The 12,304-nt window shown below is 40.9% G+C and carries 10 protein-coding genes; 9 read left to right on the top strand and 1 reads right to left on the bottom strand.

What is annotated here, in order from left to right; all coding sequences use genetic code 11:
- Window positions 1-71: 71 nt before the first annotated feature.
- From ABTV71_RS26445 to ABTV71_RS26435, 3 genes are all read left to right on the top strand, one after another.
- Entirely contained in the window at window positions 72-434 is a 363-nt protein-coding gene (locus ABTV71_RS26445) for an MmcQ/YjbR family DNA-binding protein (RefSeq protein ID WP_121120739.1), read from the top strand.
- Between the two features lie 148 nt (window positions 435-582).
- The gene (locus ABTV71_RS26440; protein WP_121120738.1) at window positions 583-1,779 is read left to right on the top strand and encodes a PCMD domain-containing protein; all 1,197 of its coding nucleotides are present in this window, start codon (window positions 583-585) and stop codon (window positions 1,777-1,779) included.
- Entirely contained in the window at window positions 1,779-2,540 is a 762-nt protein-coding gene (locus ABTV71_RS26435) for a porin family protein (RefSeq protein ID WP_121120737.1), read from the top strand. The genes ABTV71_RS26440 and ABTV71_RS26435 overlap by 1 nt, the downstream gene beginning before the upstream one ends.
- Before the next feature lie 77 nt (window positions 2,541-2,617).
- Here the strand turns inward: ABTV71_RS26435 and ABTV71_RS26430 are convergent, their stop codons facing one another.
- Window positions 2,618-3,580, bottom strand: a complete 963-nt coding sequence (locus tag ABTV71_RS26430; RefSeq protein WP_121120736.1) for an isopenicillin N synthase family dioxygenase — start codon at window positions 3,578-3,580, stop codon at window positions 2,618-2,620.
- 277 nt (window positions 3,581-3,857) lie between these two features.
- On the opposite strand from ABTV71_RS26430, the gene ABTV71_RS26425 reads away from it, so the two are divergent.
- The 6 genes from ABTV71_RS26425 (at window position 3,858) to ABTV71_RS26400 (ending at window position 11,670) form a co-directional block, all read left to right on the top strand.
- Window positions 3,858-4,298, top strand: coding sequence for a MarR family winged helix-turn-helix transcriptional regulator (locus ABTV71_RS26425; protein ID WP_104383719.1), 441 nt, complete (start codon window positions 3,858-3,860; stop codon window positions 4,296-4,298).
- Window positions 4,299-4,338: 40 nt separating this feature from the next.
- On the top strand, window positions 4,339-6,768 hold the full coding sequence (locus ABTV71_RS26420; RefSeq protein WP_121121255.1) for a 3-hydroxyacyl-CoA dehydrogenase/enoyl-CoA hydratase family protein: 2,430 nt from the start codon (window positions 4,339-4,341) through the stop codon (window positions 6,766-6,768).
- A gap of 35 nt (window positions 6,769-6,803) precedes the next feature.
- Window positions 6,804-7,184 carry a four helix bundle protein gene (locus ABTV71_RS26415; protein ID WP_433901628.1) on the top strand — a complete coding sequence of 127 codons (381 nt, stop codon included), beginning with the start codon at window positions 6,804-6,806 and terminating at the stop codon, window positions 7,182-7,184.
- Window positions 7,185-7,202: 18 nt separating this feature from the next.
- Window positions 7,203-8,378: an acetyl-CoA C-acyltransferase gene (locus ABTV71_RS26410; protein ID WP_121120734.1), complete on the top strand. Its 1,176-nt coding sequence runs from the start codon at window positions 7,203-7,205 to the stop codon at window positions 8,376-8,378.
- Between the two features lie 132 nt (window positions 8,379-8,510).
- Window positions 8,511-10,292: an acyl-CoA dehydrogenase family protein gene (locus tag ABTV71_RS26405; protein WP_433901627.1), complete on the top strand. Its 1,782-nt coding sequence runs from the start codon at window positions 8,511-8,513 to the stop codon at window positions 10,290-10,292.
- Between the two features lie 121 nt (window positions 10,293-10,413).
- The gene (locus ABTV71_RS26400) at window positions 10,414-11,670 is read left to right on the top strand and encodes a YeiH family protein (protein ID WP_121120732.1); all 1,257 of its coding nucleotides are present in this window, start codon (window positions 10,414-10,416) and stop codon (window positions 11,668-11,670) included.
- The last annotated feature ends 634 nt before the right edge of the window (window positions 11,671-12,304 follow it).

Genomic DNA, 12,304 nt, shown 5'->3' with positions numbered 1-12,304 from the left:
TGATTATTGTCAAATTTATACATAAATAAGAGCGTTAATGGTTGATAATGTTTAAATCAAACGAATAAAACATGAATATTGAAGAGTTAAGGGATTATTGCCTGTCCATTGGTCCGGTGGCAGAGGAGACACCATTTGGTCCAGATACGTTGGTATTTAAGGTGGGCGGCAAGATATTTTTATTGGTGGGGTTGGATCAGATCGACGGGTTACGATTCAATGTGAAATGTGATCCGGAGAAAGCTGTTGAACTCAGAGAGCGGTATGATCAAACCGTCTTACCCGGCTATCACATGAACAAAAAGCACTGGAACACCGTGATTGCTAACCGGGAATTGAACGACGGCGCATTGGAAGAGCTTATTTTGCATAGTTATAGCCTCATTGTTGAGAGCTTGCCTGCTAAAGTTAGACAGGAGCTTAACGGCGGTTAATAGCCACCCTTTAGCTGTAAAGAATTAGTTGCTTAGAAAGAAAAGGTGATCGAAATGACTTTTCTTGGACGCTATAATGATAGCTTTGCGGTCATTTCAATGCATAATCAACAGCATTGGAAATATATTTACACTAATACTATTTTTTATGAAACAAAGACGAATTTACCCTTGGGTAATTTGTTTTATGCTACTTTTTACTCTGGGAAGTTGCATAAAAGAGGAGGCTCTGAATATGGAAGCTGATATTGTTGGGGTTCGTGCAGAGGATGATATTTTTCTGTTAAATCCGGTAATTACGAATAATCAGGTCACTATTTATCTTCAGCCTAATATTCATGATCTTGCAAAGTTGGATATGAAGTTTGATTTAACTCCGGGTGCTACTATTGAACTGTTGCAAGATTCTTTGGAAATGCCGGCCGGTGAAAAGGATGTTAATAAAGCCATAATAGATCAAATATTGAAGAACGGAGTATATTACAAAGTAATTTCACAAGATCAGCAGTTTGCGAAGAATTACCTCGTTAAGCTTGTTAAAACAGATGGCGGCTTTGTCCCGACGGAATACGGATTTGAAGATGTTTCGATTGATAAAGATGAGAAATATACCATTTTCTTTAATAAAATAGACGGGCAGGATTTTTATAACTGGGGTTCGGGGAATCCGAGTTTCTCACTTACGTTGAGTTTCGGAGGTGGAGTGAAAGAGCCAGAATCCTATCCGACGAAGACCACTACAGAAGCGCATTCTGGAGCGAAAGCGGCCTTATTAGAAACAAAACTCACCGGATCTTTTGGGGCAATGGTTAAAAAACCTATCGCAGCTGGGAATCTGTTTATAGGGTCATTCGATACAGGTCCCGTATTGACGGATCCACTGTCTGCAACGCAATTCGGTCTTCCTTTCAATCAGATTCCTTTGGCTTTAGAAGGGTATTATAAATATGCTCCGGGAGCGAATGTAACGGATGAAAATTTGAAACCTGTTAACATGAAGGATTCATGTGATATTTATGCGGTTTTCTATAACCGAAAAAAGCTAATGGCCGCTGAGCCAGATCCTAAAAAAAGGGTATCCTATTTGACAGGACATAATATTTTGAACGACCCGAGCATCGTTGCTGTCGCCCGACTTGAAAATGGAGGAGGAACAGGTGATAACGGCTTTGTGAAGTTTGTTTTGCCCTTTAAATACTCGGGGCCGGTGGTCGAATCTGATGTCACCAATTTGGATTACAGCATTGCTATTGTGATGTCATCAAGTAAATATGGTGATAATTTTATCGGTGCTGTTGGTAGTAAGTTGATCGTGGACGATCTCAAAATTGTAACGAAGAAATAATGAAAATTAACATATATATAGTTTTATTAGCCGTAATGGCTTCTATTCCAGCATTTATTCAAGCGCAGGAGATAGATTCTAGGGATGGTAAATTAGATGTTCAGGTCATGTTGGGTACCAAGATCGGAGGAGCAGCCCCTTTATCCTTGCCGAGAGAAATTCGGAAGATTAAAAGTTACAGCCCGAACGTTCCATTTTTTGTGGGCGCGAAAGCGAACTATCATATTGATTCCAAATGGGGAGTCGCGCTAGGCCTTACCTTTGAAGGTAAGGGAATGGATACGAAAGCGACAGTAAAAGGATATAAAACAACTTTTAATGCCGTCAATAATTCAAAAGATGAATTGAGAGGGTATTACACAGGAGACATAACCACTAAAATACATAATCTTTATCTATCTGTGCCCATTCAGGCAACCTATCAGTTTTCAAGCCGTTGGAATGTTCAAGCCGGTCCGTATATTTCTTTTGCCATAAAAAAGGAGTTCTATGGGGAAGCCTATAATGGCTATCTACGACATGAGCAACCTACAGGTGACAAGATTATTGTCGACAATGCCGATTATGATTTTAAAGAAAGTGTACGGAATATTGACATTGGACTAAGCTTGGGTACTCAATATACAGTTAATCGTAAATTTTTTGCGCTGGCCCAACTTGATTATGGTTTCAACAATATTATGAAAACTGGTTTTGAAAGTATCAGTTTTGGATTACACAATATCTTTATGAACGTGGGAGTTGGTTACAGATTGAAATAATTTACAGTATAAAAAAGCAGATCATCCGATCTGCTTTTTTTATGAAAAAAATCCAGCATGGGTGGATTTTGTTTGCCTTACATTTTCAGACCGATTTCTCTCAATCTTTCATCCAGATATTCACCTGCGGTATAATCTTCGTAGGCCTTTGGATGAGCTGCGTCGATACATGAGTCCAATGAGGCCAAGCTCATCGAAGATTTTGGATGCAAAAAGAATGGTATCGAAAAGCGGGAAGTGCCCATTTTTTCACGCGGAGGATTGACTACGCGATGCGTTGTTGATTTAAGTTTATTGTTGGTCAAACGCTGCAACATGTCGCCTACGTTAATGACAATATCTTCTCCCTTTGCTTTGATCGGAAACCATTCGCCATCTTTTGTCAGGACTTCCAGGCCATCTGCGCTAGCACCGATTAATAGTGTAATCAGGTTGATGTCCTCATGCGCACCTGCACGTACAGCGTCAGGAGCCAATGCATCAGGATCCGTAATTGGAAAATAATGGATCGCACGCAAGATCGAGTTTCCATTAATTACAAATTTCTCAAAATAATTTTCTTCAAGATCCAGGTAAGTCGCAATTGCTTTCAGTAATTCACGCCCTGTGTCTTCTAGTTTTTTATATACTTCGGCCGTCACACCATTAAAGCGAGGTATTTCCTCGACCTCAGGGTTATCTGGAAAGTCAGCTTTCGAATATTCTTCACCAACGATTGTTTGACCACGTTGCCAAAATTCTTTTAGGTCTGGAGTTTTCGCATCTTTTGCTTTTTCTCTTCCCTTAGCCGTGTATCCACGTTGACCTGCAAGCTCAGGAAATTCATACTTTTCTTTTGTCTCCGTTGGTAAACCAAAAAATTCTGGGACGACCTGATATAATTCCTCAATTAATTCTTTCGATAAACCATGATTCGCAATCGTTACAAAGCCCGTTTCGTTAAAAGCCTTGCCAATATCTTGAATAAATTGATTTCGTTGTTCTTGGGTTCCTTGTGTATAATGTAACAAGTCCAAGCGCGGTATGTTTACTAAAGCCATACGATGTCAATATTGTTTAGGACAAATTTAACGCAATTAATTTTGAATATTGCACATTGGTTGTTAATAAAAGTTTTGTGTTTTTCTTTATTTGATTGTATTTCAGTTGTTAAAAGTTTTCCACATTTAGTTTGGTCATAAAAAAGCAAGAAAATTTGTCTCAGGGGAGTTGCGGAAATAGAATTAACAAAATTTGCATTTTCAGGTTTGTTATTCTAATTCTTAACTAGTATATTTGTTATGCAAGCATAATAATAAAATCGCTTGTGATTACGCTATGAACCAAAATCAGACAATCGACTATTTTTTAAAAACAGGCTGGCAGACAATCGCCAATAAATATAATCAAATTGCTTCACAGTATGGTTTTACCCAGGCAGCGGGTTATATTTTAATCAATATCCACAAAGAGGGTACCCCTGTTTCTCAGATTGCGAATTTGACCGGAGTTAAAACAACTAGTTTGTCCCGGGTGTTGAATAATTTAGAGTCTTTGGGATTTATCTACCGGGAGACCAGTACAACGGATAAACGCTCTGTCAAAGTATACCTGACGGAATTGGGACGCGAAAAGAGAAGGATTGCCAAAGATGTGGTACGCAATTTTAATCAATATCTCGCTGATAATTTTTCGGAAAATGAACGTGATCAATTGATTGCTTCTCTGGCTAAGCTCAATGAGTTGGCAACAAGTTATAAGGAAGAAGTAATCGTATAGAAGTTAAACCAAATGTACGAATGTGCATGATAAATATGTTATGATGAACAGAAATATTAGAAAAGTGGCAGTTCTCGGTTCGGGTGTTATGGGCTCGCGAATTGCTTGTCATTTTGCTAACATTGGTGTCGAAGTGCTGTTGCTGGATATTGTTCCGCGTGAACTGCTGCCTGCAGAACAAGCAAAAGGTCTAACGTTGGAGAGTAAGGCTGTTCGGGATCGGATTGTCAATACTTCTTTAGAAACAGCTTTAAAGACAAATCCTTCACCAATTTACAGCAAATCATTTGTAAAACGTATCAAAACAGGCAACTTTGAGGATAACCTCAAAGATATTGCCCAGGCTGACTGGATTATTGAGGTTGTTGTAGAACGCTTAGACATTAAGAAGTCTGTTTTTGATCGTATCGAACAGTTCCGTAAACCGGGGACATTGATTACTTCCAATACTTCTGGTATTCCTATTCATCTCATGACCGAGGGGCGTAGTGAAGACTTTAAAGATCATTTTTGCGGTACACACTTTTTCAACCCGCCACGCTATCTACCTTTGTTGGAAGTAATACCTACACCGCACACGAAACCAGAAGTTGTTGATTTTGTCCTTCATTTCGGAGATAAGATGTTAGGCAAGACGGTTGTCTTGTGTAAGGATACCCCCGCATTTATCGGTAACCGAATCGGTGTTTATTCGATGCTTGCAGTGACCCATCTGGTCGAGCCTTTGGGTCTATCAGTGGAGGAAGTGGATAAATATACAGGCCCTGCAATGGGACATCCAAAATCGGCTACCTTCCGTACCGCGGATGTTGTCGGTCTCGATACATTGGTCAATGTCGCTAACGGTCTGGCACAGAATGCGCCTGAAGACGAGGCAAAAGGCGTCTTCCAGCTTCCGGCCTTTATCAGTAAGATGGTTGAAAACAAGTGGCTCGGGGAAAAGACAAAAAAAGGGTTTTATGAAAAGGTAAAAGCCGCTGATGGTAATTCTGAAATTCTTTCCTTAGATCTTAAAACATTAACATTTGGCTCGCAACAAAAAGTTAAATCTTCCACTTTAGAGGCGACCAAGCCAGTTGAAGATATTCGTAAACGGATGAAAGTCTATGAACAGGGGACAGACAAGGCGGCGGAGCTCTTCCGTGCCATGCATTATCCTTTATTTGAATATGTTTCACGCCGTGTCCCTGAAATCACAGATGATTTCTTCCGTATAGATGATGCCATGCGCGCTGGCTTTGGCTGGGAACTTGGCCCATTTGAAGTATGGGATGCTTTAGGGGTGCGTGATACCCTGGCTAGGATCAAAGCTGAAGAGAAGCGTTTGCCCGGACAAGATGGCGAAGTAGCATCCTGGGTGCATGAAATGTTGGATTCGGGACATGAATCTTTCTATAAGATAGAAAATGGTGTTCGTCATTATTATGATATCACATCCAAATCCTATAAACCTATTCCGGGAACCGAAGATTTGATCGTATTGGATCATATCCGTGAAAGTAAAACGATCTGGAAGAATACCGGAGTTTCCATTATTGATCTCGGTGATGGAATCATCAATTGTGAGTTTCATACCAAAATGAATACCATCGGTGGCGATGTGATCCAGGGATTGAATAAAGCGATAGATCTTGCCGAAAAAGAATACCGAGGATTAGTTGTTTCCAATGATGGTAAGAATTTTTCCGCAGGAGCCAATATCGGAATGATTTTCATGATGGCCGTAGAGCAGGATTTTGATGAGTTAAATATGGCCGTTCGAGCCTTCCAAAATACTTCCATGCGCTTGCGTTATTCATCTATTCCAGTTGTGGTAGCACCATTCCAGATGACTTTGGGCGGAGGCTGTGAATTTTCGATGCATGCAGATTTTGTGCAGGCTCATGCCGAAACCTATATGGGCTTAGTAGAGCTGGGGGTAGGTGTTATCCCAGGGGGAGGTGGAACCAAAGAATTTACATTACGTGCTTCCGAAGAATTTAAAGATGACCAGATCGTTCAGAATACTTTAAAGGATAAATTCCTGACCATTGGTCAGGCGAAAGTATCGACCTCTGCTTACGAGGCCTATGAGCTGGGTTATCTACAGAAAGATAAGTTTGCAATTACGATGAACCGTGCACGTTTACTTGCTGACGCCAAAGCAAAGGCATTGGAGTTGGCGGATGAAGGCTACGTACAGCCTGCACCACGAAACGATATCAAAGTGTTGGGCAATCAAGGTTTAGGGATTGTATATGTAGGCGCATCTTCGATGCGTGAAGGAAATTATATCTCCGACTATGACCGCAAAATCTCAGAAAAACTGGGTTGGGTAATGTGTGGTGGCAACCTGTCATCGCCAACAGAAGTATCCGAGCAGTATTTGTTGGATCTTGAGCGAAAAACATTCCTCGAACTCTGTGCTGAACGTAAAACACTTGAAAGAATTCAGTACATGTTGACAAAAGGAAAGCCTTTGCGGAATTAGGATAGACAAAAGTATTTAGTACATAGTATTTAGATATGCATAATTATAAGGAATTAATACTTTGGCAGAAATCTATTGCGTTGGTATCTGAAGTATATAAAGCTACAGCCACTTTCCCGGATTGTGAACGATTTAATCTCATTTCACAAATAAATAGAGCTGCTGTATCTATTCCTTCAAATATTGCTGAGGGTGCAGGAAGAAATTCAGATAAAGAGTTTGTTCAGTTTTTAGCAATAGCACATGCGTCTACATATGAAGTCGAAACACAGTTAATAATATCAAAAAATTTAGGTTATTTATCAGAAGAGGATTTAGAGGGGCTTTTGGACAAGCTGGAGGAATTGCAGAAAATTAACTACATTTTTCAACAAAAGCTTTTGCTCAAGGTCAAAAATCTAACTACTAATATCTAACTACTAATATCTCAAATAATGGAAGCATACATAGTAGCAGGATTTCGTACAGCAGTAGGTAAAGCGCCTCGAGGAGGATTTCGCTTTATGCGGGCTGATGATTTAGCATCAGATGTGATTAAACATCTTGTGTCCACTGTGCCGAATTTAAATAAAGAAGATATAGATGATGTCATTGTCGGTAATGCGATGCCCGAGGCAGAACAGGGGCTGAACATGGCACGTTTTATTTCCCTAATGGGTTTAGATACAGATAAAGTGCCAGGGGTCACTGTCAATCGGTATTGTGCCTCTGGATTGGAGACGATCGCTACGGCGGTTGCAAAGATCAAAACAGGTATGGCCGATGTTATTATCGCCGGAGGTGTTGAAGTGATGTCAGGAATGCCTTTCGGAGGCTGGAAGATTGTTCCCAACCCTGTTGTCGCTAAAGAGCATCCCGATTGGTATTGGGGTATGGGGCTCACAGCGGAGGCTGTAGCAAAAGATTATAATGTATCCCGTGAAGATCAAGATGCCTTTGCACTGAAGTCCAATCAAAAGGCTGTTGCCGCAATTCAAAATGGCCATCTTAAAGATGGTATTGTGCCGATCACAGTCAAAGAGAACTATCTGAAAGATGGGAAGATCGCAACACGTGAATATGTTGTGGATACCGATGAAGGGCCTCGTGCAGATACATCGCTAGACGCTTTGGGTAAGCTGAAGCCTGTCTTCGCTGCTAACGGCTCAGTAACGGCAGGAAACTCTTCACAGACATCGGATGGCGCAGCATTTGTACTGGTGATGTCTGAGGCTAAAGTGAAAGAATTAGGTGTTAAACCCATTGCTAAGCTGATCAGTTTTGCTGTTGCAGGGGTGCCGCCGCGCATCATGGGAATCGGACCGATCTACGCGATACCTAAAGCATTGAAACAGGCAGGACTTAAAAAAGAAGATATTGATCTGTTTGAATTGAATGAAGCATTTGCTTCCCAATCTTTGGCTGTTATTCGTGAGTTGGGACTTGACGAAGAAAAAGTCAATGTCAATGGCGGGGCGATAGCTTTAGGGCATCCGCTTGGCTGTACAGGAGCGAAGCTGACCGTGCAGGTTTTGCATGAGCTGAAACGTCGTGGTAAAAAGTATGGTATGGTGACGATGTGTGTGGGAACAGGTCAGGGTGCGGCAGGTATTTTTGAACTATTGGACTAAGGAGCGTGCCTTAAAAAATCGGATAAAAAATATTATTCGCGGGTCGTTTAGCGAATAAAAGTATTAAAAAATAGTGTAAATCGGAGCGATCAATAACCAGCTGTCGGATTACACCATAAATCTAAATTAACAATGAGCGAGAATAAAGCAATCAAAGGCGGTGAGTTCGTTATTAGAGAGACTCCCTATACAGCTATTTTTATTCCTGAAGAGTTTGATGAAGAGGCGAAAATGATTCGTCAGACCTGTTTGGATTTCTTAGATACCGAAGTATTAAATAAGCTTGATCGTATTGACGCACAGGAGGAGGGATTGATGCCTAGCCTGATGGATAAAGCCGGTGAGCTGGGGATGCTGGGTGTGTCGATTCCGGAAGAGTATGGTGGTTTTGGCAAGAACTTCAATACGTCGATGCTTGTAGCAGAGGCTGTAGGTGGAGGTTTTTCTTTCGCCGTTGCCTTATCTGCTCATACAGGTATTGGTACCTTGCCAATCCTTTATTATGGTAATGCGGAACAAAAAGCGAAATATATTCCCAAGCTCGCCACAGGCGAATGGAAGGCTTCCTATTGTCTGACGGAGCCAAATGCCGGATCGGATGCCAATTCGGGACGCACTTCCGCAAAACTAAATGCCGAAGGAACCCACTATCTGATCAACGGTCAAAAAATGTGGATTACCAATGGTGGATTTGCAGATATCTTTATTGTATTTGCAAAAATCGATGACGATAAAAACTTAACAGCATTTATCGTCGAAAAAGATTTTGGCGGGATCTCCATGAATCCCGAAGAACATAAATTGGGCATCAAGGGATCCTCTACACGCCAGATATTCTTTAATGACTGTCCTGTGCCTGTTGAAAACATGCTTTCAGAACGTGAAAACGGATTTAAGATCGCCGTAAATATCCTGAATATCGGCAGGATCAAACTGGGTGCAGCGACAAATGGTTCAGCGCGTATGGTGATCAATCATGCGGTTCAATATGCCAATGAACGTGTGCAGTTTAACTTGCCGATTTCTAAATTTGGTGCTATTCGCTATAAGTTGGCAGAGATGGCGACACGTCTATTTGCGGTGGAATCCGCATCCTATCGTGCGGGCCAAAATATTGATGATGCCTATGATGCATTGATTGCGGGCGGTATGGATGAAGCGAAAGCAAAATTGAAATCCGTGGAACAATTTGCGATCGAATGTGCGATTATCAAAGTATGGTGTTCAGAGATGCTGGACTATGTGGTGGATGAAGGAGTGCAGATCTATGGTGGAATGGGGTATTCGGCCGATGCGCCGATGGAGCGTGCTTATCGTGATTCACGGATCAACCGGATTTTCGAAGGTACCAATGAGGTGAACAGGCTACTTGTCGTAGATATGCTGTTAAAACGGGCCATGAAAGGTGAACTGGATCTGATGGGACCTGCGCAGGCGGTGGCAAGTGAACTATTGGCTATTCCTGACTTTGGGGAGGAAGATGATGCGCCATTTGCTGCAGAGAAGAAGATTATCGCCAACCTCAAGAAAGCAGGCCTGCTGATCGCTGGAGCTGCGGTTCAAAAGCTGATGATGTCACTTTCGAAAGAAGAAGAGATCCTAATGAATATTGCAGACATTATCGGTTACGTTTACATTGCAGAATCTGTACTGTTACGTGCAGAAAAGCTTGTGCATAACGGTTCCGAAAAAGCGCCATATGCGACCGATATGGCGAAGATCTATCTGTATGGCGCGATCGATAAAATCAATGCTGCGGGTAAAGAGGCTTTGTACTCCTTTGGTGAAGGTGATGAGTTGAATATGATGCTCGTTGGATTACGCAGGTTCACCAAAGCGCAACCATTTAACATTAAGGATGCACGCCAGCGAATAGCAAAAAAATTAATAGAAGAAAATAAATATTGTTTTTGATTGATAATGATTATTGGTTTTGGTTGTATGGCCGGAGAGAAATCTTCGGCCATTTTTGTGTTACAATAACCAAAAGTATCCGCAATTATAGTAAATTTAGCCTTTTAATACTGACCAATATATGGCATCGTCAAGATCATTTGCATTTACAGAAGACTGGGTAGTCGTCATTTTGGGACTCGCTACCATTTTTTTAGCACTTTCGGGTATTTTTGCGCCTGTACCTAATTTTTCCTGGGCTAATTCTTCCGAACTGGCCTCCACAATTTTTGATCCGGCCAATCTCAACAAGATTTTTCAGCAGTTTATCTTCGTCTTTGTGACAGGTATGCTAGGGGCATTTTTGCTCGGTAAATCCGTCAAACATCTGCTGATCGTATTTCCGGTGGTGTTTATTCTGACTGTATTTGCGTTGATATTAGCCGGTAATTCGACAGTGAAAGAATACAATCTCGAAGCTGTTATTTTTAGCTTGACGATCGGTTTGATCATCAGTAATTGCTTTAAGTTACCTGCTTGGTTTAAAGAAGCCCTGAGTACGGAACTGTATGTTAAGATCGGTTTGATCTTGCTGGGGACTACCGTTATCTTTGGCGATATTCTTAAAGCGGGCTCGCTGGGCCTTATCCAGGCTTTGGCTGTTGTGTTGTCGGTATGGTATTTTGCCTTTTGGATCTGTAAAAAAATGAAGATAGACAAGGAAATGTCACTGATGCTGTCCAGTGCGGTTTCCATTTGCGGTGTCTCTGCAGCCATCGCTACTTCCGGTGCGATTAAAGGTGATAGCAAAAAGCTCTCCTACGTGATTTCCCTAGTCTTGATCACCGCAATTCCAATGATGATTTTTATGCCCTATATGGCTGAATGGATGGGGTTGTCACAAGAGGTAACCGGTGCATGGTTAGGAGGTAGTATAGATACCACGGGAGCTGTTGTCGCGTCAGGTTCGCTTGTTGGAGAAGAAGCGTTAAAAATCAGTACAATTGTTAAATTCTCGCAGAATGTATTGCTGGGCCTTGCAGCATTTGCAATCAGTATTTATTGGACCTATGCAAAATCTGTGGATGATGAAACAAAACGCGATAAACCTACGCTAAAGATTATCTGGGAACGCTTTCCTAAATTTGTGCTTGGGTTTGTGTTTGCATCGCTATTATTTTCCTTTGTGATCTCCCCGGAAAAAGTGGATGCCGTTAAGGGAAGTCTGAAAAATTTACAAGGGCTCTGGTTTACCTTGGCATTTACTTCGATTGGTCTGGAAACCAATTTCAAAGATCTTTTTGTGCAGGATAACAAGAAACCTCTTTATGCGTTTTTGATCGCGCAGACTTTTAATGTCTTAGTGACCCTGTTGATCGCGTTGATATTGTTTCGATAATTTATAGATGAAAAAAATGAGTCGAATACTTTCGGAATTAAACAATATTTGTGTAAAAGTCTGCCATCCTTGGCGGACTTTTTTGTTCTAAGCCTTTTTCATTTGATCGCTTCCGTGGGCAGTCATGTCGAATTCTTTCGGAGAAAATGCAAAATCATAGTTTTCTCGCTAACAACACGACCCTGATATCTGAATAAGATTATGTCGATTGTTTTGAAAAAGTGAAGCTAGGTAGCTAAAAAACATCTCATGTGCAGATAGGTATAGGGACGGTTTTTTAATTTTTTTATGTGTTTAATTCGCTGTTTATAGCATTTAAAGTGCTGTTAATTAATGCTTAGCTAGCGTGTTTGAAAAAATATTTATAAAATCTATCAAATTAGTAGTCTTTTAAAAAATATTTCTATATTTGTACGGTCGTCCTGATTTACAGTGAGTCATGAGGACTGGCAAAAAATGAGAATACTTAATTATGGAAAGAATGAAAAAAGATTACTTTTTAAAAACAAGCTTACAGATTACTTTATTGGAAGTAGTTTTTACTACCCTAGGAAATAGTGAAAAACGAATGTGTTGTTAAAATTTCTCTCTTACACTCTCTTATATTAGGAAAGGGAAGCCGAGGCTTCCCTTT

It is taken from the genome of Sphingobacterium puteale (assembly GCF_050986225.1).
Taxonomy (GTDB): Bacteria; Bacteroidota; Bacteroidia; order Sphingobacteriales; family Sphingobacteriaceae; genus Sphingobacterium; species Sphingobacterium puteale.
Note: the sequence above shows the minus strand (reverse complement) of the source record. Positions and strands in the feature narration are given on the sequence as shown.

Excerpts from the sequence above, each read along its gene's own strand:
- ABTV71_RS26445 (WP_121120739.1), top strand. The coding sequence starts at position 72 with ATGAATATTGAAGAGTTAAGGGATTATTGCCTGTCCATTGGTCCGGTG.
- ABTV71_RS26410 (WP_121120734.1), top strand. The coding sequence starts at position 7,203 with ATGGAAGCATACATAGTAGCAGGATTTCGTACAGCAGTAGGTAAAGCG.
- ABTV71_RS26405 (WP_433901627.1), top strand. The coding sequence starts at position 8,511 with ATGAGCGAGAATAAAGCAATCAAAGGCGGTGAGTTCGTTATTAGAGAG.
- ABTV71_RS26415 (WP_433901628.1), top strand. The coding sequence starts at position 6,804 with ATGCATAATTATAAGGAATTAATACTTTGGCAGAAATCTATTGCGTTG.
- ABTV71_RS26420 (WP_121121255.1), top strand. The coding sequence starts at position 4,339 with ATGATGAACAGAAATATTAGAAAAGTGGCAGTTCTCGGTTCGGGTGTT.
- ABTV71_RS26435 (WP_121120737.1), top strand. The coding sequence starts at position 1,779 with ATGAAAATTAACATATATATAGTTTTATTAGCCGTAATGGCTTCTATT.
- ABTV71_RS26430 (WP_121120736.1), bottom strand. The coding sequence starts at position 3,580 with ATGGCTTTAGTAAACATACCGCGCTTGGACTTGTTACATTATACACAA.
- ABTV71_RS26400 (WP_121120732.1), top strand. The coding sequence starts at position 10,414 with ATGGCATCGTCAAGATCATTTGCATTTACAGAAGACTGGGTAGTCGTC.
- ABTV71_RS26425 (WP_104383719.1), top strand. The coding sequence starts at position 3,858 with ATGAACCAAAATCAGACAATCGACTATTTTTTAAAAACAGGCTGGCAG.
- ABTV71_RS26440 (WP_121120738.1), top strand. The coding sequence starts at position 583 with ATGAAACAAAGACGAATTTACCCTTGGGTAATTTGTTTTATGCTACTT.